We start from the raw sequence: 26,070 nt of genomic DNA on the forward strand, positions 1-26,070 counted from the left end.
GGCGGCAGGGGTCCGTCGTCAGTGGCGGGGGCCGTAGCCAGCGGCAGGGTCCGTCGCTAGCCACCCGGGGTCCGTCGTCAGTCGTCCACCAGATCCCGGACCACCGCGTCCGCCAGGAGTCGGCCGCGCAGTGTGAGGACCGCCCGCCCCTCCCCGTACGCCCGCTCATCGAGGCGGCCGTCCGCCAGCGCGTCGACGGACGCCCGGAGACCGGCCGGCCGCAGCAGCGACAGCGGGATGCCGTCGCGCAGTCGCAGCTCCAGCAGAATCCTTTCGACCCTGCGGTCCGCGTCCGACAGCAGCTCCCGGCCGGCGCCGGGCGAGCGGCCCTGGGCGAGTGCCGCCGCGTACGCGCCGGGGTGCTTCACATTCCACCAGCGCACCCCGCCCACATGGCTGTGCGCCCCGGGGCCCGCCCCCCACCAGTCGGCGCCGCGCCAGTACAGCTCGTTGTGGAGGCAGCGCCCGGCGTCCGTCGTGGCCCAGTTGGACACCTCGTACCAGGCGAAACCGGCCTCCGCGAGCACGGAGTCCGCGATCAGATACCGGTCCGCGTGCACATCGTCGTCCGTCATCGGGACCTCGCCGCGCCGGATCCGCCGCGCGAGCTGAGTCCCCTCCTCCACGATCAGGGAGTACGCGGAGATGTGGTCCGGGCCCGCGCCCACGGCAGCCGCCAGCGACGCGCGCCAGTCGTCGTCCGTCTCGCCGGGGGTGCCGTAGATCAGGTCGAGGTTGACATGCTCGAAGCCCGCCGCCCGCGCCTCCGCGACACACGCCTCCGGCCGACCCGGCGTATGCGTACGGTCCAGCACCTTCAGTACGTGCTGGCGCGCGCTCTGCATACCGAAGGAGATCCGGTTGAAGCCCCCGGCCCGCAGCTCCGCCAGATACTCCGGACCCACCGACTCCGGATTGGCCTCGGTGGTGATCTCCGCGTCCGCCGCGAGACCGAACTCCTCCCGTACGGTGGCGAGCATCGCGACCAGGTCGGCGGCGGCCAGCAGCGTCGGTGTGCCACCGCCGACGAAGACCGTCCGCACCGGGCGGGGGTCGTCGCCGAGGACCTTGCGGGCGAGGCGGACCTCGTCGGCGAGGGTCGCGGCGTAGTTGTCGCGGGAGGCCAGCACACCGCCCGAGCCGCGCAGCTCGGTGGCGGTGTAGGTGTTGAAGTCGCAGTAGCCGCAGCGCGTCGCGCAGTACGGCACGTGCAGATAGAAGGCGAGCGGTCGCTCACCGGCCCCGTCGAGGGCGGATGCCGGGAGCGACCCGTCCTCGGGGACGGGCTCACCATCGGGCAGTACGGAAGGCATGAGCCCATTGTCCGTCACCGCGCACGGCGCCGGGGACCCGCACACCGACCGGGCGGGGGCCGGCGTGGACCGCGGGACCCGCCCGAAGCCGTGGGCAGGAGCCGGCGGGGGGCCACGGGGCCCCCGCTCGAAGCCGCGGGCGGGGGCGCCTACGACTCGCGGGCGCCCTCGTACATCTCCTCGATCAGGTGCTTGAACTCACGCTCGACCGCCGGCCGCTTCAGCTTGAGGCTGGGCGTCAGATCGCCGTGCTCGACATCGAGGTCCCGGGGCAGCAGCCGGAACTTCTTCACCGTCTGCCAGCGCTGGAGGCCCTCGTTGAGCCGGGTCACATAGCCCTGCACCAGCTCGACCGTCGCGGGCGCGCGGAGCAGCTCGGTGTAGGACGTGCCCGCGAGGCCGTGCTCCTTCGCCCAGCCGAGCAGGGTCGGCTCGTCCAGCGCGATCAGCGCCGTACAGAAGTTACGGTCCGCGCCGATCACCACGATGTTGGAGACGAACGGGCAGATCGCCTTGAACCGGATCTCCACCTCGGTCGGCGCGATGTACTTGCCGCCCGACGTTTTGATCAGGTCCTTCTTACGGTCGGTGATCCGCAGATAGCCGTCGGCCGACAGCTCGCCGATGTCACCGGTGTGCAGCCAGCCGTCGGACTCCAGGACCTCGCGGGTCTTCTCGGGCAGCCCGTGGTAGCCCTCCATGATCCCGGGGCCGCGCAGCAGGACCTCGCCGTCATCCGCGATCCGTACCTCGGTGCCGGGCAGCGGCTTGCCGACCGTGCCCGTGCGGTACGCCTCGCCCGGGTTGACGAAGGAGGCGGCGGACGACTCGGTGAGGCCGTAACCCTCCAGGATGTGGATTCCGGCGCCGGCGAAGAAGTAGCCGATGTCCGGCGAGAGCGCGGCCGAACCGGAGATCGCGGCGCGCAGCCGGCCGCCGAACGCCTCCCGGAGCTTGCTGTAGACGAGGGCGTCCGCGACCTTGTGCTTGGCGGTCAGGGCGAAGGGCGCGGAGGCGGAGCCCGTACGGCGGAAATTGTCCTGGGTCGCCTTGGCGTACTCGCGGGCGACATCGGCCGCCCACTGGAAGATCTTGTACTTCGCACCGCCGCCGGCGCGCGCCTTCGCGGCGACGCCGTTGTACACCTTCTCGAAGATGCGGGGCACCGCGGCCATGTAGGTCGGCTGCACCACCGGGAGATTCTCGATGATCTTGTCGATCCGGCCGTCCACCGCGGTGACGTGGCCGATCTCGATCTGTCCGGAGGTGAGCACCTTGCCGAAGACATGGGCGAGCGGGAGCCAGAGGTACTGGACGTCGTCCTTGGTGAGCAGTCCGGTCCCCGCGATGGCCTTCGCCATGTACGACCAGTTGTCGTGCGGCAGCCGGACGCCCTTGGGGCGGCCGGTGGTGCCGGAGGTGTAGATGATGGTCGCGAGCTGGTCGGCGGTGATCGCGCCGATGCGCTCCTTGACCGCCTCCGGGTGGCTCGTGCGGTACCGCGCGCCACGGGCCTCCAGCTCACCGAGGGTGAGGACCCAGCCCTCGGGGTCGGCCGGATCGGCGGTCACCCCGGTGCCGTCGATGACGACGACGTGCCGGAGGGCGGGCAGCTCGGCGCGCCGCTCACGGACCTTGGCGAGCTGGCTCGCGTCCTCGGCGATGAGGACCGTGCTGCCGGAGTCGGCGAGGATGTACGCCGACTCCTCGGCGTTGGTGGACGGGTAGACGGTGGTGGTGGCGCCGCCCGCGCACATCACTCCGAGGTCGGCGAGGATCCACTCGATCCGGGTGGTGGAGAGCAGGGCGACACAGTCCTCGGGCCGCACCCCGATGTCGATGAGTCCGGCCGCGATGCCGAAGACCCGCTCACCCGTCCCGCCCCAGCTCAGCGACTTCCAGTCGTCGGGGCCCTGGCCGGAGGCGGCGACCACCGGGAAACGGAACGCCTCGGCGTCCGGCGTGGCCGCCACCCGCTCGGCGAACAGGGTCGCCACCGAGGGCGGTCGGTTCTCGATCAAGGTCTGTGTGGTCACGACATCCTCCGGGCCTGCGGCAGCACTGCACGGCTGGCTGGGTTTCTAACTGGCGAGTAACCATGGAACCGTGATCAGAGTAAAGCGCGCCGTGCCGGTGCGTAAGAGGATGCGGCCCGCCGCTTCATAACGAAGCGGGCGGGCGCCACGGCGCCCCCGGGGACAGCGCGAAGGCGCCCGCGCGGGTGACCGGCGGGCGCCTTCGGACCGTCGTCGGAGACGTACGAAAACAACGGGCACATCGGCTGGGACTACTTCTTTCCCTTGCCGCTGCTCTCGTCGCTGGAGAGGACGGCGATGAATGCCTCCTGCGGCACCTCCACGCTGCCGACCATCTTCATCCGCTTCTTGCCTTCCTTCTGCTTCTCCAGCAGCTTCCGCTTACGGGAGATGTCACCGCCGTAGCACTTGGCGAGGACGTCCTTGCGGATGGCGCGGATGGTCTCGCGGGCGATGACCCGGGAGCCGATGGCGGCCTGGATCGGCACCTCGAACGCCTGCCGGGGGATCAGCTCCCGCAGCTTGGCGACGAGCCGCACACCGTAGGCGTACGCGGCGTCCTTGTGCGTGATCGCGGAGAAGGCGTCGACCTTGTCGCCGTGCAGCAGGATGTCGACCTTGACCAGGCTGGATGCCTGCTCGCCGGTGGGCTCGTAGTCGAGCGAGGCGTAACCACGGGTCTTCGACTTCAACTGGTCGAAGAAGTCGAAGACGATCTCGGCGAGGGGGAGGGTGTAGCGGATCTCGACCCGGTCCTCGGAGAGGTAGTCCATGCCGAGCAGGGTGCCGCGCCGGGTCTGGCACAGCTCCATGATCGCGCCGATGAACTCGCTGGGGGCGAGGATCGTGGCCCGGACGACCGGCTCGTAGACGTCCGTGATCTTGCCCTCGGGGAACTCGCTCGGGTTGGTGACGGTGTGCTCGGCACCGTCCTCCATGAGGACCCGGTAGACCACGTTGGGCGCGGTGGCGATCAGGTCGAGATTGAACTCGCGCTCCAGCCGCTCCCGAATCACGTCCAGGTGCAGCAGCCCGAGGAAGCCGACGCGGAAGCCGAAGCCGAGGGCGGCGGACGTCTCCGGCTCGTACACCAGCGCGGCGTCGTTGAGCTGGAGCTTGTCGAGGGCGTCACGCAGCTCGGGGTAGTCGGAGCCGTCCAACGGGTACAGGCCGGAGAACACCATCGGCTTGGGGTCCTTGTAGCCGCCGAGCGGCTCGGTGGCTCCCTTGGTCAGCTGGGTGATGGTGTCGCCGACCTTGGACTGGCGGACGTCCTTCACACCGGTGATCAGATAGCCCACCTCGCCGACGCCGAGACCGTCGGCGGAGAGCATCTCCGGGGAGTTGGTGCCGATCTCCAGCAGCTCGTGGGTGGCGCCGGTGGACATCATCCGGATGCGCTCGCGCTTGCCGAGCTTGCCGTCGACGACTCGGACGTAGGTCACCACGCCGCGGTACGAGTCGTAGACCGAGTCGAAGATCATGGCGCGGGCGGGGGCGTCGGCGACACCGACGGGGGCGGGCACCTCGCGGACCACCCGGTCCAGCAGGGCCTCGACGCCGAGACCGGACTTGGCCGACACCTTGAGCACGTCGTCCGGGTCACAGCCGACCAGGTTGGCCAGCTCCTCGGAGAACTTCTCCGGCTGGGCGGCCGGCAGGTCGATCTTGTTGAGGACCGGGACGATGGTGAGGTTCTTCTCCATCGCGAGGTAGAGGTTGGCGAGGGTCTGCGCCTCGATGCCCTGCGCCGCGTCGACCAGGAGGATCGTGCCCTCACAGGCCGCCAGGGAACGGGACACCTCGTAGGTGAAGTCCACGTGCCCGGGGGTGTCGATCATGTTCAGGATGTGGGTCGTGCCCTGACCGGCGCCCTCGGAGGGCGCCCAGGGCAGTCGGACCGCCTGGGACTTGATCGTGATTCCGCGCTCGCGCTCGATGTCCATCCGGTCGAGGTACTGGGCGCGCATCTGCCGCTGGTCGACCACACCGGTGAGCTGGAGCATCCGGTCGGCGAGGGTCGACTTACCGTGGTCGATGTGCGCGATGATGCAGAAATTGCGGATCAGCGCCGGGTCGGTACGGCTCGGCTCGGGCACGTGGGGAGGAGTCGCGGGCACGCAGGGTCCTGATTCTTGAGACGCGGGGCGTCTCGTCTCGGGCGATGGCGGATCGATACGTAGCCTCTATGGTCCCACGGGTGGCGGACTGCGCCCGGTTTGGGCCGCCCGTACGGTGACTGGTAGCCTGGTTAGCTGTGTCTCATGCCGTGGTGTAGTCACCATGGCGTAGCACGGGGCACTCATCAAAGATCAATCGAACCTGAGAAGGCTCTTTCGTGGCGAACATCAAGTCCCAGATCAAGCGGAACAAGACGAACGAGAAGGCGCGCCTGCGCAACAAGTCCGTCAAGTCCTCGCTCAAGACCGCGATCCGCAAGGCCCGTGAGGCCTCCGCTTCGGGCGACGTCGAGAAGGCCGCTGTGGCCACTCGCGAGGCGTCCCGCCAGCTCGACAAGGCTGTCTCGAAGGGCGTCATCCACAAGAACGCCGCCGCCAACAAGAAGTCGGCGCTGGCGTCCAAGGTTGCCTCCCTCCAGGGCTGAGCACTCCTTCGCGGTAACTCCAGGGGGGCGACCCCCTCACTCTCGGCAGCGGCCCGCACGGGCCGGTCGCCGAACGACTTGATCGCCGGAAGGACCAGGAGCGGGCCCTCTCATCCGCTCCCCGCCCGGCACCCCCGGACTCGTACTTGGACCTGCGTTCGCCACGCGGGTGCGAGTCCACCCAGCAGGACTTTCGAAGCCTCGGGCTCGTACCGTTCTTCCCCAGAACGGTACGAGCCCGAGGCTTTCTGTCAGGCAGGCCCACAGGGGCCGTGGGAGCGTGTGGGGCTCAGGCGTGGGTCAGCAAGGGGCTCAGCGGTGGGAGCGCGCCGCTCTGGCGATCGTCACGACGGCCTTCTCCAAGGCGTACTCCGGGTCGTCCCCGCCGCCCTTCACGCCCGCGTCGGCCTCGGCGACGGCCCGCAGGGCCACCGAGACCCCGTCCGGCGTCCAGCCCCGCATCTGCTGCCGCACCCGGTCGATCTTCCACGGCGGCATCCCCAGCTCCCGCGCGAGGTCCGCGGGGCGCCCGCCACGCGCGGAGGAGAGCTTTCCGATCGCCCGCACACCCTGGGCGAGCGCACTGGTGATCAGCACGGGCGCGACCCCGGTCGACAGCGACCAGCGCAGCGCCTCTAGCGCCTCGGCCGCCCGCCCCTCCACCGCCCGGTCGGCGACGGTGAAGCTGGACGCCTCGGCACGGCCCGTGTAGTACCGCCCGACGACCGCCTCGTCGATCGTGCCCTCCACATCGGAGGTGAGCTGGGAGGCGGCACTCGCCAGCTCGCGCAGATCACTGCCGATGGAGTCCACCAGCGCCTGGCACGCCTCGGGCGTCGCGGACCTGCCCAGCGCCCGGAACTCGGACCGCACGAAGGTGAGCCGCTCGGCCGGCTTCGTGGTCTTGGGGCAGGCCACCTCCCGGGCACCGGCCTTCCGGGCCGCGTCCAGCAGCCCCTTGCCCTTGGCTCCACCGGGATGGAGCAGGACGAGGGTGATCTCGTCGACGGGGGCGGTGAGGTACCCCTTGACGTCCTTGATCGTGTCGGCGGACAGATCCTGTGCATTCCGCACGATCACCACCTTGCGCTCGGCGAAGAGCGAGGGGCTCGTCAGCTCGGCGAGGGTGCCGGGCTGGAGCTGGTCGGCGGTGAGATCGCGTACGTCCGTGTCGGCGTCGGCGGCTCGCGCGGCCACCACGACCTGCCGCACCGCGCGGTCGAGGAGGAGATCCTCCTGACCCACGGCGAGCGTGACGGGGGCGAGCGGATCGTCGGTCGAATTCTTCCTGGTGGCCATCGCCGTCCAGCATCCCATGGGCCACTGACACCGCGGCCCGGACCGGCCGTCCCGTACCGGAGAATGAACGGGTGAGTGAAGGACGACATGTACTGGTGCTGCCCGACCGCGACGCCGCGGAGGAGGTGGCACAGGAGCTGGCCGACCGCTTCGGCGTGACCGACGAGCCCCAGCTCGTGCGCGACGCGCTGGCCGGGGAGGACGACGCCGAGGACGCCCAGTGGCTGGTCGTGGTGGAGGACCCCACGGCCCGGCTGGACCCCACGGCGCTGGACGATTTCGCGGCCGAGTACGAGGGCTGGCTGGAGTCACCCCACTGACCCGCCCCCACTCCGGTCACCGTCCCGGGCCCCGACACCTCTCCGGCCCTGGCCGCGATCTCCGCCGCACCCCTGACACATGGGGCTCCCCGGGCCCCCGGCCGCGCGACCGGGTCGGCGCGGCTACAGAAATCGGTAGTCGACGAGGCAGCAGTTCGTGAGTCAGTGGCCCGCGAGTCAGCCGTCCGCGCGGCGCGGATCGGGTGGCAGACGGTCGAACCGCAGCCCGAAGTGGTCGCGGTAGGCCGCAAGCACCGCCGTGTCGTCGGCCAGTCGCCGCTCGTGCCGTTCCCCGTGCTCGGTGATGACCAGCTTGCGACCGCTGAGGGTGATCCGGCCGTCGACGGTGAGCCGGGAGCAGACCAGCGACCGGGTGAAGTGCGATTCCGGCGAGGTGCTGTGCCACCAGGCGCCGGCCCGGAAGTCTTCGAGCGCGTGTGGTCGTGTCTCCAACCGGAACTGCGGTTTGCCGTCCCGGTACAGATCGAGATCGCCGTGGTCGGCCGGCACGAGCTGGAAGGTCCCGGCCGGATCGCTCTGGTCCCCGCGTTCGTCGAACGCGAGCGGGTGGTGGGCGTGATCACCGAACCCGACATCCACCAGCCATCGCCCCGGCCGTCCGCTCTCGTCCACCGACTCGACCAGCAGGGCGAGATGGTCGTACGGGATGCCGAGCCGCCCATCGTCGTAGACCCGGGCCTGCAGAAGGTCGACGGTGAACCCCAGCTCGCGCAGCAAAGCGGCGAACGCGCCATTGAGTTCGTAACAGAAGCCCCCGCGTCCACCATCCACGACCTTGGCGAGCAACTCCTTCTCCGCCAGCACGACGGTCTCACCGAAGTGAACGGAGAGGTTCTCGAACGGCACCGACCGCAGGTGCCGCACCTGTAGGTCACGCAAGGCCGCGAGATCGGCCCGGATCGGGCGGTCAGCGCCGATACGGCGAAGGTAGGCGTCCATGAGCCGAGTGTGACGCGCCGGGCCACAACCCGCCACGGTCCCCCGGCTCTAGGCCCATCGCCCAAGACCCCAGCACCAGCACCAGCACCAGCACCAGCAGGTTCGCGGCGGCCGGCCGGCCCGGATGCCTGGCACACCCAGCGGCTCCGTCCACTCCGACGGCCCTCACGGTCCCGACTGAGGTGACGGCCCCGGCTGATCCGGCTGCCCCTGCTGATCCGACCGCGTCGATCGTTGCCCGGTGCGCCTCCGCCGAGGTTCGCCCGCAGGTCCCGGCCGGCACCCGTCACCGCGATCGGCCCGTCCGTATCGGTGCGCAGCACCACCGCGCCGCCGGCCCGCAACGCGTCGACGGTCCGGGGCGATGGGTGACCGTATCCGTTCTCCCGTCCCACTGAGATCAGCGCCAGTCGCGGGCGCACCGCCCGCAACAGCCCGGGGTGTTGATGCGCGGAACCGTGATGGGCCACTTTGAGGACATCCACCCGGGGCAACCCCGGATGGGCCAACAACAGGCCACGCTGGGAGGGTGGTTCGAGGTCTCCGAGCAGCAGCAGGGTCGGACCGGAGGCGACGCGCACCAGCAGGGTGACACTGGCGTCATTCGGACTCTCCGGCGGGGGCTCCGGCAGTCGGCCGGGGCCGGCGCCCGGGAGAGCGCCCGAGATCGGGCCGGGCCGCGAGCCCGACTCAGCGCCCCACGCAGCACCCGAGGCAGTGTCTGGGGCAGTGCCCCACGCGGCGCCCGCCACCGTGCCGCCGGTCGGCCAGAGCACCTGCCAGTCGAGCCGCCCCACCCGGCGACGCTCCCCCAGCTCCGCCCGGAGCAGAGGCACTCCCGCCTCCTCGGTGGCCCTGCGCACGGCGGCGCTCTGCTCACGGGGCTCGTCGAGCACCGTCACCTGAACCGCACCAACGGTCCTCCCTCTGAGCACTCCGGGCAGCCCCCGGACGTGGTCGGAGTGAAAGTGGGAGAGCAGGACGAGCGGAACCCTGGTGACCCCCAGATCGCGCAGGCACCGGTCGACCGCTTCCGGATCCGGCCCCGCATCCACCACCACGGCCGAGCCGTCGCCCACCGCCAGTACCGTGGCGTCCCCTTGTCCGACATCGCACATCGCGTACACCCAGCCGGACGGCGGCCAGCCCGCGAGCACCCGGGTCAGCGGCGCCGGGCGGACGACGGCCAACAGGAGCAAGAGCGCGCAGGCCACACCCACCCACGGCCGGCGCGGCAGCTTGCGGACGATGAGCACGAGCACCCCGCTGACGGCGGCGAGCAGCAGTCCGCCGCGCCAGCCACCAGGCCACTGCGTCTCCGCTCCGGGCAGCGCGGCTCCGGCGTGGGCGACGATCGCGATCCAGCCGGTCGGCCATCCCGCGAGCCCCGCCAGCAGTTCGGCGATCGGCATCGCGACCGTGGCGGCGGCGAGCGCGGCGAAGCCGAGGACGGTGGCCGGGGCGATGGCGAGTTCGGCGATCAGATTGCACGGGATCGCCACCAGGCTGACTCTGGCCGCGAAGACCGCGACCACGGGGGCACATACGATCTGCGCCGCACCCGCCGCGGCCAGCACATCCGCGAGCCTCGCCGGCACACCACGGCGCCGCAGCGCCGCGCTCCAGCCGGGAGCGATGATGAGCAGCGCCCCGGTGGCCAGCACGGACAGCAGGAATCCGTAGTGCCGCGAGAGCAGCGGGTCGTACAGCACCAGGAGCAGCACGGCCGCCGCCAGCGCGGGGACGAGCGACCGGCGCCGTCCGGTGCCGATGGCGAGCAGCGTGATGGCGCCGCACGCGGCCGCCCTCAATACGCTCGGCTCCGGTCTGCACACGACCACGAACGCCAGGGTCAGCGCTCCCCCGAGCAGGGCTGTGCCGCGCAGGGTGATGCCCAGCCGGGGTGCGAGACCGCCCCGTTCGGCGAGGAGAGCGGTGCCCGGCGGGCCGATCAGCAGCAGAAGAACGATCGTGAGGTTGCTTCCGGACACGGCAAGCAGATGCGTGAGATCGGTGGCCTCGAAGGCATCCCTCAGCTCGGCGGTGACCCGTGATGTGTCTCCGACGACCAGCCCGGGGAGGAGGGCGCGGGCGTCCGGGGCCAGTCCGTCCGATGCCTCACGCAGGCCGGACCGGAGTGCTCCGGCCGTGCGCTGGACGGCCGTCGGCGCGCCGATGACCTCCGGGCGGTGCCCGCTCGATCTCAGCACGGCTGCGAACCGGTCGTCGTCGTTCAGCGGCGGTGCGAGCCGGGCCGACAGCCTCAGCCGGGTCGAGGGCAGCAGCCGCTGCCAGTGTTGGTACGGATGTCGGGCCGTCTCGGACCGCACGACCACCAGGACAGGTGTCCGGACCCTGGTCGGCGCGGTGCCTGGGGAGGTCACCCGGGTCGCTTCCGCGCCAAAGACCAGGGATCGCCCGGACGCCCGCGCACCCGGGTCACGGGGGTGGGTGAGCCGGGGATCGGAGGTGACGGTCAACTCGACGGTGGCGCGGCCGTATCGGTCGGCGATGGCGGGCAGTGGCCCCCGGCGCAGATCCGCGCCATGAAGTCCGGCGACCGCCGCGCCGGCCGCGGCACAGAGCAGAGTGGCCGCCACCGCGGTGGTGTTGAGGCCATGCGGATGTCGTGCCACCCGGGTGGCACCGACCGACGCCGCGCCTCCACCGGTCCTTGCCCGCGCCGCCCTCCGGGCCAGCAGCAGGAGCGCGACCGCGACACAGAGTGTCACCCCGGCCGCTGTTCGCCACCCCGCGTCACCCAGGGCAATGGCCGCCGCCGCCCAGGCGGCCAGGGCCGGTGGCACCAGCCGTAGATCGAGCGGCCCCTCCTGCCGGGAGCTGCCGCCCGTCCCCGGCCGCTGTTCCGGCTCGCTGCCAGCGTGCCGGCGCGTCATGGCCGGACCAGGGTCCGGAGGTCCGCGAACCGACGATCACCGATCCCGTTGACCTCGCGGAGCTCATCGACGGAACGAAAGCCCCCGTGCCGGTCTCGGTGGTCGATGATGTGCCGAGCCAGCACGGGGCCGACGCCGGGAAGGGAGTCGAGCTGCTCGGCCGTGGCCGTGTTGAGGCTCAGCGGCCCGAGACTCCCCGGCCCGTCGGGGGCTCCTCGCACACCTACCCCGACAGGCCCACCGGCTCCCGGCCGGGCCGGGTCCGTCGCGCCCGTCCCCACCACGGGCGCACCGTCCGGATGGACCACACCCACCAGCACCTGCTCGCCATCGACGAGCACACGGGCCCGGTTGAGCCCGGTCGTATCCGCTCCCGCCCTGACGCCTCCGGCAGCGTTCAACGCGTCCGCGACCCGGGATCCGGCGGGAAGCCGGAGCACTCCCGGTCGCCGCACCTTGCCGCCGACATCGACGACGATCCGCGCTCCCGGGCCCGCTCCGGGCTGCGAAGCGCCCTGGAGCGACGGTCGGGGCGACTGGGGCGCGCCCATGTCCTGTCGGACCAGCTCCGGCGCGGACACGGCCTGCGGCCGGCCGAACCAGAAGTGCTGCGCCGCGAGAATCGCGGCCACCGCCAGGACGACGGCCAGGGCCGCGAGCGCCCTGGGTTCGAGGCCGCACCGAAGCCGCACCCACAGCGGTAATCGCTCCCGCACGGCGAGCGCCAGCCGCCGTCGGGCGCCGCCATCCGTCGGCGCCCCGACCGCCGCCACCCCTCCTGGCGGCTCCGTGCTCACGCCCGACGGCCCGGCACCCGCGCTGCCCGCCATCGCACCAGCCGACTCCGCGCCCGTACTCATGCCCGTACTCGGCGGGGGACGCCCACCCGGAGCCGGGCGAAGGTCGGCGGGAGCAGTAGCCACTCCCCCGAGCAGGGCATCAGCGCGACGGCGCGCCGAAGCGGAGGCGGTGGGAACCCGTCCGCCACGCACACGCGGCGTCCGGGCCGGTGCGCGGCCCCTGGCCGAGCCGGGACCGGCAGCCGCGCCGCGCCTGATGCGGGCGCGGCCGTCCGAGGCCGGGCTGCGGCCCGGCCCACTGCTTGCGGAACGTGATCGAAGAGCCATGTACAGGACGGTAAGCACATTCGCCCGAACCCGCTGAGCCGGCCCGATTCCCGTGGACAACCCGCCCGTTGTGGATAACCCGGCCACCCTCGGCCGCCCCACGGAGTCCCGGCGGCCCCAGCAACCCCAGGGCCCCAGCGAGGAAACGTACGACTCGACTCGACGCGACGCGACCCACCTGACTCGACGGGCCCCGCACCAGACCACAGCAACGCGGACCGGTCCGGCCCCCGCATCGCACCCGAATCCCACCCGCTCGCGCCGCCCCGCCGCTCGCCCGTGCTCCAGCGCCAGCGTCGGTGCCGCGGTCGCCGTCGCCATCATGGTCGCCGTCGCCGCGCCGTCGCCGTCATGGTCGCGGTCGCGGTCGCGGTCGCGGTCGCGGTCGACCGAGACTCAGCGTGGCGAGACCACAGCCCCCAGCAGCCCCGGCCCCGTATGCGCCCCAATCACCGCGCCCACCTCGCTGACATGCAGATCGATCAGTCCGGGCACCCGCTCCCGCAGCCGTTCGGCGAGAGTCGCCGCCCGTTCCGACGCGGCCAGGTGGTGCACCGCGATGTCCACCGCACCCGCACCCGCCCGATCGACCGCGATCTCCTCCAGCCGGGCGATGGCCTTGGACGCCGTACGTACCTTCTCCATCAACTCGATGCGGCCGCCGTCCAGTTGCAGTAGCGGTTTCACGGCCAGCGCGGAGCCGAAGAGCGCCTGAGCCGCCCCGATCCGACCGCCTCGGCGCAGATAGTCCAGGGTGTCGACATAGAAATAGGCCGAGGTGCCCGAGGCCCGCTTCTCCGCCGCGGCAACGGCCTCATCCAGCGTCCCACCAGCCTCGGCCGTCTCGGCCGCCGCAAGTGCGCAGAAACCGAGTGCCATGGCCACCATCCCCGTGTCCACCACCCGCACGGGCACAGGAGCGTCCTTGGCCGCGAGCACGGCCGCGTCGTACGTCCCGGAGAACTCTGACGACAGATGAAGCGAGACGATCCCGGTCGCCCCAGCCTCGGCGCTCGCCCGATATCTCGCGGCGAACATCTCGGGGCTCGGGCGCGATGTCGTCACCGGGCGCCGCTTCTGCAATGCGAGCGCCACGGAGCGGGCCGAGATCTCGGTGCCCTCCTCCAGCGCTTGGTCGCCGAGGACGACGGTCAGGGGAACCGCCACAATGCCGTGGCGGTCCATCGCCGGATGCGGCAGGTAGGCCGTGGAATCGGTGACGATCGCGACATGGCGGGACATGAGCGGGAGATTACCGGTCAGGGGCGCGGGAGGGCAGCCCGGCCCTGTGCGGGAACGGTGTCAGTTCGTGGTCTCCGGGCGGGGGGTCTTCTGCCAGGAGTAAGTCGTCTGCTGCTGGGGGTCACGCGCGGTGATCGCCTGGGGCTGATCCTGCTTCTTCTCCGCCTGCCCCGGCCGGTCTCCGGTCTCGGCGTCCGATGCGGGCCGGCTCTGCTCCGAGCCCGTCGCGCCACTCGCGGCCGTCTTGGGCCACTCGGCGGCCGGGGCGCCCGGAGCCGCCACGGTGTCGGCCTCGGAGGCGGACCAGTGCCGCAGCGCTCCCGCCTCCATGTCGATCTGCGCGCTCAGCGTGTCCAGATCGTCGTCGGCGAACCTCTGCGCCCGGTCGCGCGCGGCCCACCGCAGTGACTCCGCGGAGTGCGTGATCCGTTCCGTGCGCTCACGGAGCTCCGGGATGCGCCCGGAGACCGTGCTCCGGTCGGGCTCCCGCTCCAGTCGCTTCAGCTCGTCGTCCAACTCGCGGCCATGGGCGCTCAACCGCTCGAAGAGGGCGAGGGACTCGGAGAGAGAGGAGTCCTCCTCCGCACCGGCGCGCAGGGCGTCCTGTGTCGACCTCATCGACGTCCGCAGCGACAGCCGTAGCTGTGCCAACTCGCCGGCGACACCGCCCTGACCATAAGTCTTGGCGCGCAGCGTCGTGTCCTCGACCGTACGTCGCGCCTGCGAGACCGTACGCTCCACACCCCGCTTGGCCGCGCGAACGGCCTTTACCGTGCCAAACGCCACCAAGACGACGAAAAGAAGCGCCAGTACCGCAATAATGGCTTCCATGAGCGCCCCTTCGGCGTCGGGTTGTGTCTTCTCCACGGTAAACGGAACGGAGGGTCCAAGGGTTCCAGCGAAACCCCCGACCTGCCCGTAGGGGAGACCCTGATGAGGGACTTCCGTTCCTCGGCCGCTCGGCGGGACCCCCGAAACCGGGAATCCCACCGAGCGACGAACCCGGCATCCCCCTACGGGCACCCCGGGCGCCCGTAGGGTATCGGCCGGAATGCCTACGCGGGGACGATGTTGACCAGCTTCGGTGCCCGGACGATCACCTTACGGATCCCCGCGCCGCCCAGCGCTGCGACCACGGCCGCGTCACCCAGCGCCAGCGCCTCCAGCTCGGCGTCCGAGATCGACGGCGGGACCTCCAGCCGCGCCTTGACCTTGCCCTTGATCTGCACCACGCAGATCACGGACTCGTCCACCACGTACGCCGGGTCCGCGACCGGGAAGCCCTGGTGCACCACCGAGTCGGTGTGCCCCAGCTTGCGCCACAGCTCCTCGGCGATGTGCGGGGCCAGCGGCGCGATCAGCAGCACCAGCCGTTCGGCCACACCGCGCGGCAGCGGGCCACCGGCCTTGGTCAGATGGTTGTTCAGCTCGGTGATCTTGGCGATGGCGGTGTTGAACCGCAGCGCCGCCATGTCCTGCCCGACGCCGTCGATCGCCTTGTGCAGCGCACGCAGCGTGGCCTCGTCGGCACCGCCAGCACCGCCAGCACCGTCCGCCGAAGCGTCCTCGACGACCGTGACCTCACCCGTCGACTCATCGACGACATTGCGCCACAGCCGCTGCAACAGTCGGTACTGGCCGACGACCGCCCGGGTGTCCCACGGCCGGGAGACGTCCAGCGGCCCCATCGCCATCTCGTAGAGGCGCAGCGTGTCGGCCCCGTACTCGGCGGCGATCTCGTCCGGGGTGACGGCGTTCTTCAGGGACTTGCCCATCTTGCCCAGCTCGCGCTTGACCGGCTCGCCCTGGTGGAAGAACTTGCCGTCCCGCTCCTCGATCTCGGTGGCCGGCACCGGGAATCCACGGGCGTCCCGGTAGACGTACGCCTGGATCATGCCCTGGTTGTACAGCTTGTGGAACGGCTCGGGGGACGAGATGTGCCCCAGGTCGAACAGCACCTTGGACCAGAACCGCGCGTACAGCAGGTGCAGCACGGCGTGCTCGGCGCCGCCCACGTACAGGTCGACGCCGCCGTGCGGCATCCCCTCGCGCGGCCCCATCCAGTACTGCTCGATGGCCGGGTCGACCAGCTTCTCGCTGTTGTGCGGGTCCAGGTAGCGCAGCTCGTACCAGCACGAACCGGCCCAGTTGGGCATCGTGTTGGTCTCGCGGCGGTACTTCTTGGGACCGTCACCCAGGTCCAGCGTGACGTCGACCCACTCCTCGTTGCGGGAGAGCGGAGTCTCGGGCCTGGTGTCCGCGTCGTCGGGGTCGAACGTCCTCGGCGAGTAGTCGTCCACCTCCGGCAGCTCCAGCGGCAGCATCGACTCGGGCAGCGCGTGTGCGACACCGTCCTCGTCGTAGACGATCGGGAACGGCTCGCCCCAGTAGCGCTGACGGCTGAACAGCCAGTCACGCAGCCGGAAGTTGACCGTCGCCTCGCCGATTCCCCGGGCGACCAGCCACTCCGTGATCGTGGCCTTGGCCTCGGCGACCGCCAGACCGTCCAGGGAGATCTCGGCGTTCGCGGAGTTGATCGCGGGTCCCTGGCCGGTGAACGCCTCGCCCTCCCAGTCGGCGGGCGGCTGCACGGTCCGGATGATCGGCAGGCCGAATGCCTCGGCGAACTCCCAGTCCCGGACGTCCTGTCCGGGCACGGCCATGATCGCGCCGGTGCCGTAGCCCATCAGCACGTAGTCGGCGACGAAGACGGGGACGCGGGTGCCGGTGACCGGGTTCAGGGCGTACGCGCCGGTGAAGACACCGGTCTTGTCCTTGTGCTCGGTCTGGCGCTCAACGTCGCTCTTCGTCTGCGCCTGCTTGCGGTAGGCGGACACGGCGTCAGCGGGGGTGGCGGCGCCACCGGTCCACGCCTCCTTGACTCCCTGGGGCCACTCCGCGGGCAGGATCGAGTCGATCAGACCGTGCTCGGGCGCCAACACCATGTAGGTCGCGCCGAACAGGGTGTCGGGACGGGTGGTGAAGACCGTGATCCGCGCGTCGTCGTGGCCCTCTACGGAGAAGTCGACGCGCGCGCCCTCAGAACGGCCAATCCAGTTGCGCTGCTGCAACTTGATCGCTTCGGGCCAGTCCAAGGCGTCCAGGTCGTCCAGCAGGCGGTCCGCGTAGGCGGTGATCCGCATGTTCCACTGCCGCAGCTTGGCCTTGAAGACCGGGAAGTTCCCGCGCTCGGAGCGGCCGTCCGCGGTGACCTCCTCATTCGCCAGTACGGTGCCCAGCCCCGGGCACCAGTTGACGGGTGCCTCGGAGGCGTACGCCAGCCGGTACCGGCCCAGCACCTCGGCACGCTCGACGGCGCTCAGCTCGCCCCACGCGCGTGTGGTGCCCGGCACGGGCCGCTCGCCGCTCTCGAACCGCTCCACCAGCTCGGCGATCGGACGGGCCGCCCCGGCCTCGTCGTCGTACCAGGAGTTGAAGATCTGCAGGAAGATCCACTGCGTCCACTTGTAGTACTCCGGGTCGATCGTCGCGATCGACCGGCGCTGGTCGTGGCCCAGGCCCAGCCTGCGGAGCTGGCGCTTCATGTTCGCCATGGCCGCCTCGGTCGACACCCGGGGGTGTGTACCGGTGGCGACCGCGTGCTGCTCGGCGGGCAGGCCGAAGGCGTCGAATCCGAGCGTGTGCAGCACGTTGTGCCCGGTCATGCGCTGGTGACGGGCGTAGACGTCGGTGGCGATGTAACCGAGGGGGTGGCCGACGTGCAGACCCGCACCGGAGGGGTACGGGAACATGTCCATGATGAACTTCTTGGGCCGGGCCGCCAGAGCGGAATCACCGGCCAGGTCACCCGTCGGGTTGGGCGCCTCGTACGTGCCGTCGGCGTCCCAGAGGTCCTGCCAGCGCGCCTCGATGTCGGCGGCCATCGCGGCCGTGTACCGGTGCGGCGCGGCCACCTCGGCAGCGGAAGCAGCGGAATTCGTCTCGCTCATGATCCTTAAAGCTCCATCGATCGTCTCTGCCGGCGATGCGTGAACGGACGGCGCCCGCAAACGGGCGATGCCCACAAACAAAAGGACCCCTCGCACAGGAGGGGACGCCGCGCCGATTCCGACCGGACCTTGTCATCCGTCGGGACTGATCAGCGCGGCTCGCTAAGCAGAAGGCATACGGCACGCATGGCGTCAGGGTACCGCAGCGGACCATCCGGGCGCCCGGCCAAGAAGATCGATCGGACCGTCGAGGCGAGCCGGTGCCGGTCCCGTATCCCTCCGTGGGGAGATCCACCGATCGACATCCCGAGGCGGGGGCTCGGACGCGCGCCCCCGGCCGGCGCCCTCATCCCGACGAGCCGGGAAGCCCGGGTGCGGCCGGCGGGACACACGAAGACGGCGGACCACCCGATGGATGGTCCGCCGTCTTCGTATTGTGGAGCTAAGGAGAATTGAACTCCTGACCTCCTGCATGCCATGCAGGCGCTCTACCAACTGAGCTATAGCCCCTTGCCAGATGTCGTCCGGTTTGTTGTTTCCCCGTGGCGACTTCGACAACATTAACGCCCCCTGCGGCGCTTCACCAAATCCTTTCGTCCGGCCTCGGCGCGAGCGCGGGCAACCATGGGGGCGACGACTTCCAGACTGGCCGGAACTCGCCCATACGGACGCTCAGATGGCGCAACCCGCCCTCGCCATGGACCGGCCCCGACCCGCTGTCACGGGGCCGGGCTCACCCCGGCTACGCCGTGGCGAACGAGTAGAAACGCTTCAGCGCACAGTGCTCGTCCAGGAGGCGACCGTAGATCGGCTCCCCCTCCAGCTCTCGATAGGTCTCGATCGGGTCGCCTTTTATGATCAACGCCCGCGCGCAGTCCTCACACCAGTACTGATAGTCGGAGTTGATCGGCTCCATGTCACGGACGATGGGCGTACCACTGCCGCACCAGTCGCATTTACGCCTGTGTGCCCCCATCACTCAGCTCCAGCTGTGACCGCAGGACGTGCACACGTAGGAAACTCCACCGTTGTCGCCGAGGACCTGGGCAACATGCGCGGATCCGCAGGACGGGCAGCTGAGGAGAACCCGTATGTCCACAAGGGGAAGCAGGTCAAGCGCCTGATCACTCCCGCCGCTGGACATCGCGTCTCCTTCCCGTCCTGGCCGGTTGTCCCTCCCGGCCGTCCGATTCTGCCATGACCGGGCGCCGGTGGGAGGGGTCGATGGCGTGAAGGTGCCATGGAACGCGAAATCCCGCCCTCCGAGGAGGACGGGATCCCGTTTGTTCGATTTGTGGAGCTAAGGAGAATTGAACTCCTGACCTCCTGCATGCCATGCAGGCGCTCTACCAACTGAGCTATAGCCCCGCGTGTTCTTCGCGCTCGGCGCTGCGAACAAGAAGAACTTTAGCCTGCGACCTGCCGGAAAGTGAAATCCGGGAGGCCACGGGCCGGGCCAGGCGCCCAGGTCCGGCACCCGATCCCCGCGCCCGATCCCGGAAACAGGGGGTCAGTCGTCGTCCCCGAGGACCGGCTCCGGCAGGGTGCCGGCGTTGTGCTCCAGCAGCCGCCAGCCCCGCGCACCCTCACCGAGCACCGACCAGCAGCAGTTGGTGAGGCCACCGAGGCTCTCCCAGTGCGTGGACTCCAGTCCCAGCAGGCGGCCGATCGTGGTGCGGATCGTGCCTCCGTGGCTGGCCACGACGAGCGTGCCGTTCTCGGGGAGCTTCTCGACGTGGCGGAGGACCACGGGAGCGGCCCGGTCGGCGACCTCGGTCTCCAGCTCGCCACCGCCCCGGCGCACGGGCTCGCCGCGCTTCCAGGCCGTGTACTCGTCCGTGTACCGCTCGATGATCTCCTGGTGGGTCAGCCCCTGCCAGACGCCCGCGTACGTCTCCCGCAGGGCGGCGTCGTACGAGACGGGGAGGCCGGTCAGCTCCGACAGCTCGCTCGCCGTGGCGGCGGCGCGCTTGAGGTCGGAGGCGACGATCGCGTCCGGATTGAGGGAGGCGAGCAGCCGCGCCGCCCGGCGCGCCTGGGCGACGCCGGACTCAGTCAGGGCGATGTCCGTGGTGCCCTGGAAACGACGCTCCAGATTCCAGGACGTCTGCCCGTGCCGCCATAGGACGATACGGCGGCCGGTGCGTTTGTAGGCGTCCTCGTTCAGCTCAACTCACCGTCCGTACCACCGGTGAGCTCGGCGTGCTCCTTGGCCTTGCCGCGGGTCTTCACGGCGTCCTCGGGCAGCGGCAGCTCGGGGCAGTCCTTCCACAGGCGCTCCAGAGCGTAGAAGACACGCTCCTCGCTGTGCTGGACGTGGACGACGATGTCGACGTAGTCCAGAAGGATCCAGCGGGCGTCGCGGTCGCCTTCGCGGCGCACCGGCTTGGCGCCCAGCTCCTTGTTCAGCCGCTCCTCGATCTCGTCGACGATCGACTTGACCTGGCGGTCGTTGGGCGCGGAGGCGAGCAGGAAGGCGTCGGTGATCGACAGCACATCACTGACGTCGTACGCGATGATGTCGTGCGCGAGCCGGTCAGCGGCTGCCTGGGCGGCGGCGTTGACGAGCTCGATGGAGCGGTCCGTAGCGGTCACAAGCTGGCTTTCGTCGACGGTCGGATGACCCTACAAGGGTCTCACGGACCGCCGACAGCCCTGCCGCTCCCGTCCGTCCTTGATCATCACGGCGGTCGCGAGGGCGCTCACCAGGACACCCGTGGGATGACGTCCGCCCTGGTCACGCCGGAAATGAGGGGATTCCCGGCGTGACCGGCCAGGATCATCTTTCGGCCTTGAAGTCCTGCCCGATGACGACGCTGATGTCGGCATTCGGAGCGGTGGCGGCCTTCTTCACCGCGTCCGTCGGAAGCCCCAGTGTCTTGGCGACCTCCGCGGCCTCCGCCTTCCGTGCGTCGTCACCGTAAGTGACGCTGGAAGCGTCCGCCGTGTCCGCGGCGCCGCTGTCGACGACCGCGTATCCGCCGTTGACCAGGGAGACGCGAGCGGTCTCGGTGGCCGCGGCCTCGCCGGTGGCGTTCCTGATCCCCACTCGGACGGCGGCGCCCTTCTCCGGCGCGCTGACCGAACCGCCCAGGATGTTCTTGACCACGCCGCTGGACGCCTGCTCGGTGAGTGAGCCGTCCTGCTGGACCGGCAGCAGGGTGGTCGTGTAGTCGCCGCCCTTGGCGTACTCCGAGAGCTGGGCCAAGGACGCGCCCAGGTCCTTCTCGGTCAGGGAGGGGTCGAGGATCTGGCCCAGGGTCTCGACGGTGACCGTCGCGGACCCGGCGTCGCTCGGGATCTTCTTGAGGACGGCCTGCATGACCTGGCCGAACCGCTGGAGCTGTTTGGCCTCGGTCTCGGCGGGGCCGAGATGGGTGGCGTAGGCGACGGCCGCCCGTCCGTTCAGGGTCTGGTTCTCGCCCTGCTTCACCAGGGGCGCGGCGCCCGCCTTGGCGCCGGGTACCGCGGTGTCCGTGGTCAGATCGATGGTGCCGACCAGCTCGACCAGGTTCTCCAGGAACGGGGTGTCGAGCCGCCAGGTACCGGTGACCTTCGCGCCGAGGAGGGTGCCGACCGCCTGCCGGGTCCCCTCGGAACCGTCGTCGTCGACGGACTTGCCCAGGGTGGTGGTGGTGCCGTCGTCGTTGGCGACGGAGAGCGCGTTGGGGAGCAGGACGGTGGTGCCCCGTCCGGTGGTGACGTTGTCGACCAGAAGGGCGGTCGAGGTGCCCTTCTTCTTGGTGTTGTGCAGATGGACCACGATCACGTCGCGCTTCTGCGTTCCGGTGGCCGCAGCGCCCGACTTCGACCCGGATTCCGAGAGTCCGGGCAGCTCGCCGGCGGACCAGAGGTAGCCGACGCCGCCCACCAGGGCCAGCGCCAGTACGGCGACGAGCGCGACGACCCTGTTGCGACCGCGCCGTTTGGCCTCTTCGCGGCGCTCCGACCGGCTCTCGGTGAACTTCAGCCAGTCGATGACGTCTTCGGAGTCCTCGTCGGGCTCCTCGATGAAGGAGAACTGCTCGGTGCGGTAGTCCCGTTCGTCCCGTTCGCCTTCGGGGCGACGCGGTCCGGGTACGGTCCCCCCGGCTTCCCCGGCTCCCCCGGCCCCTTCCGGGCCGTCGAACGCCCCCGGGCCTTCCGCCCACGCGGCTTCGGTCTCCGGGGTGTGCACGGGGACGGACTCCGCGGGCGCGGCGGCACCGGGACCAGCAGCCCGCCGCGCGGAAGGCTGCTGTTGGGGGATGTTCCACTGCTGATCCGTGTCGACGGCGCCGGACCGCCGACCGCCGTCGTGGCCCTGGGCGGTCTCGTGGCCGGGCGGGGTGTCGAACCCGGAGCGGTCGTCGACTCCTGCCGCGGGGGCGTACCCGGTCCCCTGGGCATAGCCAGACTCCTGGCCGTAGCCGCTTCCGCTGTCGTAGCCGGGTGCGCCGGTGAATCCGTAGCCGTATCCGTACCCCTGGCCGCCCTGCCCACCCTGGCCGTTGTTCTGGTTCTGGCCCTGGTCGGATGGCATCGGGGGCTGTTGCGACACGGGGGAACCGGTGTACGGGTCGTACTGCTGGGGCTCTTCGCCCTGCTGGTGTCGCTGTTGCTGCTGGGAGTACGGGTCGTAGCCGTATCCCTGCTCGGGCAGCGGCTGCCCCTGTTGCGCGTAGGGGTCGTACTGCTGGGGCTGCTGGGGCTGCTGATAGACCGGCTGCCCATACGCGTCATAGCCGATGATCTGTGGCTGCTGGCCATACGGGTCGTACGGGTTCTGCTGGTCGTTCACCGGTGCCCCTCTCCGTGGCTCACTCGCCGCGGTACAGCTGGCGCTTGTCGATGTAGCGCACCACACCATCAGGCACGAGATACCAGACCGGATCGCCCTTTTCGACCCTCGACCGGCAGTCGGTGGAGGAGATCGCCAGGGCCGGGACCTCCACCAGGGAGACCTTGCCCTCGGGGAGCCCGTCGTCCGTCAGATCGTGCCCCGGCCGGGTCACACCGATGAAATGCGCGAGCGAGAACAGCTCCGAAGCGTCCCGCCAGCCGAGGATCTGGGAGAGCGCGTCGGCCCCGGTGATGAAGAACAGATCCGCGTCCTCGTTACGGGTCCGCAGGTCGCGCAGGGTGTCGATGGTGTACGTACGACCCGGGCGGTCCACGTCGATACGACTGACCGAGAACTGGGGGTTGGACGCCGTGGCGATGACCGTCATGAGATAGCGGTCCTCGGCCGGAGACACGGCCTGGTGACTCTTCTGCCACGGCTGGCCGGTCGGTACGAAGACCACCTCGTCGAGATGGAAAAGGGCGGCCACCTCACTGGCGGCCACCAGGTGCCCGTGGTGGATGGGATCGAACGTCCCGCCCATCACACCGAGCCGCCGCCGGCCGGAACCGGAGCCCCTAGACACTTCCTGCTCTCCCATGCGTGCAGAGCCTACTGGCACGGTCGCCCGGCCAACCCGGCCTCGGTGGCTCAGCGGTCCCGGTTGAAACTGGTCGTGATCCACAGCAGCAGAAGCAGCGCGAGGAACGCGCCGCCACCGACGACGATCGGCTGGAGGCTTGCGTGGCCACCGCCCCCTTCGGCGCCCTCGGCGAGAGTGACCAGGTTGGCGGCGGTGCTGGTGAGGCTCATCTTCGGCGGCCCTTATCGATCGGAGACGGAGCGGGGAGACTTCCAGCACATCGTATGTGGAGGGCTCGGGCACGCTCACGCCGACTCGGTCGTTGTCGGAATCACGGCGCCGTTTCGGCGGCGCCCGGCACCGGACACACCGGCCCGGCGCCGCCCCCGGGAGTTATCCACAGGCTCCGGCACGCGGTGGACCCACCGCCTACGCTGGGGTTCGTCAGGGGGACGAGTCCATCACTCGCGCGACGCACCATCAGGGCGAAGCACAGGTCAGAGCAGGGGGCATGAATGACCGATAGCAGTCATGAGAATGTGCCGAGCAGGCAGCGCAAGCGCTTCCCGGGCATCTCTTCACGGGCGTACGAACACCCCGCCGACCGCTCGGCGCTGGTCGCCCTGCGCAAGCTCAGCGGATTCGACACCGTCTTCAAGGCACTGAGCGGACTGCTGCCGGAGCGCAGCCTGCGGTTGCTCTTCCTCTCCGACTCGGTGCGGGTGAGCGACGCCCAGTTCGCAAACCTCAACTCCATGCTGAGGGACGCCTGCTACATCCTGGACCTGGAGAAGGTCCCGTCGATGTATGTGACCCAGGACCCGCGTCCCAATGCCATGTGTATCGGACTCGACGAGCCGATCATCGTGGTGACCACCGGTCTGGTGGAGCTGTTGGACGAAGAGGAGATGCGGGCGGTCGTGGGACATGAGGTGGGCCATGCCCTCTCCGGTCACTCCGTCTACCGCACGGTCCTGCTCTTCCTCACCAACCTCGCGCTGAAGATCGCCTGGATTCCGCTCGGCAATGTGGCGATCATGGCGATCATCACCGCGCTCCGGGAGTGGTTCCGCAAGTCGGAGCTGTCGGCCGACCGCGCTGGGCTGTTGGTGGGCCAGGACCTCCAGGCGTCGATGCGCGGGCTGATGAAGATAGCGGGTGGCAATCATCTGCATGAGATGAATGTCGACGCGTTCCTGAAGCAGGCCGAGGAGTACGAAGAGAGCGGCGATCTGCGCGACTCCGTGCTGAAGATTCTGAATGTGCTGCCGCGCACGCACCCGTTCACCACGGTCCGTGCGGCGGAGCTGAAGAAGTGGGCCGAGAGCCGTGACTACCAGCGGATCATGGACGGTCACTACCCCCGGCGCGAGGAGGACAAGGACACCTCGGTCACGGACTCCTTCCGGGAGTCGGCCTCGCACTACGCGGATACCGTGCGGACGAGCAAGGATCCGCTGATGAAGCTGGTCGGCGACATAGCCGGCGGCGCGGGCGATCTGGGCGGCAAGCTGCGGGACAGGTTCACGGGCGGCGCCAACGGCGGCGGGAACGGGAACGGCAGCAGCGGCAAGGGAAGCGGGACCAGCGACAGCTAGCCCTGTCCGGGCGATCTTGTCGGGCCCGGCGACGGCCGCCCGGACAGGACCATGGGGGCCTGTCCGGGGCCTCGCCCTACCCATTCGGAAACGCCTTAGGGTTTCCGGGGCGCCTGGAGATTCGGCTGGGCCCCGGGGGCCAGGGAGCCGCAGAGTGCCGTGGTGGCATCGCCCATCGAGTACGGGTTGGTGCCGGGTGGGATGCCCGCCGTCGCGTGTCGGCCGGCGAGCAGCGGGCGCAGTGTCCCGGTGGTGCGGTCGGAGCATGACTGGGGACCGGCCTGGACGTAGCTGGTCAACAGCTCGACCCGGTGCTGGTGCAGATCCTCCCGGTCGAGGCGGAAGCTCAGCTCGCGGCGGACGGTGAAGAGGGACGCCTGTCCCGGATGGCCCGCCGTGTCCACGCCGACCGGCCCGTCCGTGCCGCCCGTTCGGTCCGCGCTGGCGGGGCTCCGGGGCGCGGCGGGGCGGAGGGCATAGGCGAAGGTGTGGTCCGAGGTGACCTTCAGCGCGTGAGGGCCTGCTTCGGTGACGCTCAGCGTGCCCCGTACCCGCACCTCCGGATGGGCCAGCGCGATCTGTGCCGGGTCGTAGCGGATCAGCCAGCCGGTGACCGTGTGGTGGCCGTCGGCGGCCGGGGCGGCCATACCCCGGTCGAACTGTTCCAACTGGTCGGGGTCGAGCAGGACCCGTACGGGCCGTACGGTGCCGCCCGTGAGGACCTCGGGATCCAGGGAGGACGCGACCAGGTAGTCCTTCGCCGTGGTCAGCGCGTTCATGACCTGGCTCTCCGAGAAGTTCTTGGTGCGCCGTACGGCGGGGAGGGCGATGCCCGCGGCGCCGATGCGGAAGTGCGCGGCGGGGCTGTGTGCGTAGAGCTCGTCCGGGGTGCCGCCCGGTACGGGCCCTTGGGGGACGAGGGGGATGACGGTGATACGCGGTGCGTCGACGCTCCGTGGGGACGGCGGCCGGTAGGGATTGCGGACACCCAGATAGATCGCGGTCCCGAAGGCCAGTGCCACCAGCAGAAGCAGGGCCAGGGCCGCTCTGGGGCCGGTTCGGGGATTCCATCCGGGGAGGTTGCGGACGGCGCGGGCGGGCTCGCCCATGCGCTCTCGGGCGGAGAACTCCTGAAGCCGGGCAGCCCGTACGAACGATTCGTCGAAGACGACGGATCGGTACTCGTCCTCTCCACCTCCGGGGGATCCCTCGGGTGGCCCCTCAGGTGGGTCTCTGCGCCCGGACATACCTTCAGAGTAGGTCGGCCGGGCCATCGGTAAACGCGGAGCATCACGATGGAGTCCGATGGGGGACAGGC

The 26,070-nt window shown here is 70.3% G+C and carries 19 protein-coding genes, 2 tRNA genes and 1 pseudogene; 3 read left to right on the forward strand and 19 right to left on the reverse strand.

Annotation, left to right across the window (positions count from 1 at the left end):
- Positions 1–77: 77 nt before the first annotated feature.
- From hemW to lepA, 3 genes are all read right to left on the reverse strand, one after another.
- Positions 78–1,313: a radical SAM family heme chaperone HemW gene (gene hemW, locus ACH4S7_RS04325; RefSeq protein WP_398519524.1), complete on the reverse strand. Its 1,236-nt coding sequence runs from the start codon at positions 1,311–1,313 to the stop codon at positions 78–80.
- A gap of 149 nt (positions 1,314–1,462) precedes the next feature.
- Positions 1,463–3,349: an AMP-dependent synthetase/ligase gene (locus ACH4S7_RS04330; protein WP_398519525.1), complete on the reverse strand. Its 1,887-nt coding sequence runs from the start codon at positions 3,347–3,349 to the stop codon at positions 1,463–1,465.
- 251 nt (positions 3,350–3,600) lie between these two features.
- The gene (gene lepA, locus ACH4S7_RS04335) at positions 3,601–5,469 is read right to left on the reverse strand and encodes a translation elongation factor 4 (RefSeq protein ID WP_398519526.1); all 1,869 of its coding nucleotides are present in this window, start codon (positions 5,467–5,469) and stop codon (positions 3,601–3,603) included.
- Between the two features lie 218 nt (positions 5,470–5,687).
- Here lepA and rpsT point away from each other — a divergent pair, with 218 nt between their 5' ends.
- Entirely contained in the window at positions 5,688–5,954 is a 267-nt protein-coding gene (gene rpsT / locus ACH4S7_RS04340) for a 30S ribosomal protein S20 (protein WP_398519527.1), read from the forward strand.
- A 312-nt stretch (positions 5,955–6,266) separates the two neighbouring features.
- Here the strand turns inward: rpsT and holA are convergent, their stop codons facing one another.
- Complete coding sequence (gene holA, locus ACH4S7_RS04345; RefSeq protein ID WP_398519528.1) at positions 6,267–7,253, reverse strand: DNA polymerase III subunit delta; 987 nt, start codon at positions 7,251–7,253, stop codon at positions 6,267–6,269.
- A gap of 71 nt (positions 7,254–7,324) precedes the next feature.
- Here holA and ACH4S7_RS04350 point away from each other — a divergent pair, with 71 nt between their 5' ends.
- Positions 7,325–7,573: a hypothetical protein gene (locus tag ACH4S7_RS04350; RefSeq protein WP_398519529.1), complete on the forward strand. Its 249-nt coding sequence runs from the start codon at positions 7,325–7,327 to the stop codon at positions 7,571–7,573.
- Between the two features lie 177 nt (positions 7,574–7,750).
- On the opposite strand, the gene ACH4S7_RS04355 is transcribed toward ACH4S7_RS04350, so the two are convergent.
- From ACH4S7_RS04355 to ACH4S7_RS04420, 14 genes and pseudogenes are all read right to left on the reverse strand, one after another.
- Entirely contained in the window at positions 7,751–8,533 is a 783-nt protein-coding gene (locus tag ACH4S7_RS04355) for an arylamine N-acetyltransferase (RefSeq protein WP_398519530.1), read from the reverse strand.
- Between the two features lie 260 nt (positions 8,534–8,793).
- Positions 8,794–11,430: pseudogene (locus tag ACH4S7_RS04360) on the reverse strand (ComEC/Rec2 family competence protein); the annotation flags it as partial.
- The gene (locus ACH4S7_RS04365; protein ID WP_398519531.1) at positions 11,427–12,290 is read right to left on the reverse strand and encodes a helix-hairpin-helix domain-containing protein; all 864 of its coding nucleotides are present in this window, start codon (positions 12,288–12,290) and stop codon (positions 11,427–11,429) included. The gene ACH4S7_RS04365 and the pseudogene ACH4S7_RS04360, both read right to left, overlap by 4 nt.
- Before the next feature lie 663 nt (positions 12,291–12,953).
- Entirely contained in the window at positions 12,954–13,799 is an 846-nt protein-coding gene (locus ACH4S7_RS04370) for a DegV family protein (RefSeq protein ID WP_398519532.1), read from the reverse strand.
- Positions 13,800–13,859: 60 nt separating this feature from the next.
- Positions 13,860–14,630 (reverse strand): hypothetical protein, encoded by a 771-nt coding sequence (locus ACH4S7_RS04375; protein WP_398519533.1) that lies wholly within the window; start codon positions 14,628–14,630, stop codon positions 13,860–13,862.
- 224 nt (positions 14,631–14,854) lie between these two features.
- Complete coding sequence (gene leuS, locus ACH4S7_RS04380; RefSeq protein ID WP_398519534.1) at positions 14,855–17,749, reverse strand: leucine--tRNA ligase; 2,895 nt, start codon at positions 17,747–17,749, stop codon at positions 14,855–14,857.
- Between the two features lie 437 nt (positions 17,750–18,186).
- A tRNA-Ala gene (locus tag ACH4S7_RS04385) sits at positions 18,187–18,259 on the reverse strand.
- 232 nt (positions 18,260–18,491) lie between these two features.
- Positions 18,492–18,725 carry a hypothetical protein gene (locus ACH4S7_RS04390; protein WP_398519535.1) on the reverse strand — a complete coding sequence of 78 codons (234 nt, stop codon included), beginning with the start codon at positions 18,723–18,725 and terminating at the stop codon, positions 18,492–18,494.
- Between the two features lie 319 nt (positions 18,726–19,044).
- Positions 19,045–19,117: transfer RNA gene (locus tag ACH4S7_RS04395), tRNA-Ala, on the reverse strand.
- A 142-nt stretch (positions 19,118–19,259) separates the two neighbouring features.
- Positions 19,260–19,916: a histidine phosphatase family protein gene (locus ACH4S7_RS04400; RefSeq protein WP_398520025.1), complete on the reverse strand. Its 657-nt coding sequence runs from the start codon at positions 19,914–19,916 to the stop codon at positions 19,260–19,262.
- Positions 19,913–20,344, reverse strand: coding sequence for a ribosome silencing factor (gene rsfS / locus ACH4S7_RS04405; protein ID WP_398519536.1), 432 nt, complete (start codon positions 20,342–20,344; stop codon positions 19,913–19,915). The genes ACH4S7_RS04400 and rsfS overlap by 4 nt, the downstream gene beginning before the upstream one ends.
- Before the next feature lie 184 nt (positions 20,345–20,528).
- Positions 20,529–22,529: an LCP family protein gene (locus tag ACH4S7_RS04410; protein WP_398519537.1), complete on the reverse strand. Its 2,001-nt coding sequence runs from the start codon at positions 22,527–22,529 to the stop codon at positions 20,529–20,531.
- Between the two features lie 19 nt (positions 22,530–22,548).
- A complete protein-coding gene (gene nadD / locus ACH4S7_RS04415; protein WP_398519538.1) occupies positions 22,549–23,172 on the reverse strand; it encodes a nicotinate-nucleotide adenylyltransferase in 624 nt (207 codons plus the stop codon).
- 50 nt (positions 23,173–23,222) lie between these two features.
- Positions 23,223–23,384: a hypothetical protein gene (locus ACH4S7_RS04420; RefSeq protein ID WP_398519539.1), complete on the reverse strand. Its 162-nt coding sequence runs from the start codon at positions 23,382–23,384 to the stop codon at positions 23,223–23,225.
- Positions 23,385–23,669: 285 nt separating this feature from the next.
- On the opposite strand from ACH4S7_RS04420, the gene ACH4S7_RS04425 reads away from it, so the two are divergent.
- A complete protein-coding gene (locus ACH4S7_RS04425) occupies positions 23,670–24,752 on the forward strand; it encodes a M48 family metallopeptidase (RefSeq protein WP_398519540.1) in 1,083 nt (360 codons plus the stop codon).
- A gap of 95 nt (positions 24,753–24,847) precedes the next feature.
- Here the strand turns inward: ACH4S7_RS04425 and ACH4S7_RS04430 are convergent, their stop codons facing one another.
- Positions 24,848–25,999: a hypothetical protein gene (locus tag ACH4S7_RS04430; protein WP_398519541.1), complete on the reverse strand. Its 1,152-nt coding sequence runs from the start codon at positions 25,997–25,999 to the stop codon at positions 24,848–24,850.
- Between the last annotated feature and the right edge of the window lie 71 nt (positions 26,000–26,070).

Origin of the sequence: Streptomyces sp. NPDC020965 (assembly GCF_044333555.1) — a bacterium.
In the GTDB taxonomy this organism is placed as follows: Bacteria; Actinomycetota; Actinomycetes; order Streptomycetales; family Streptomycetaceae; genus Streptomyces.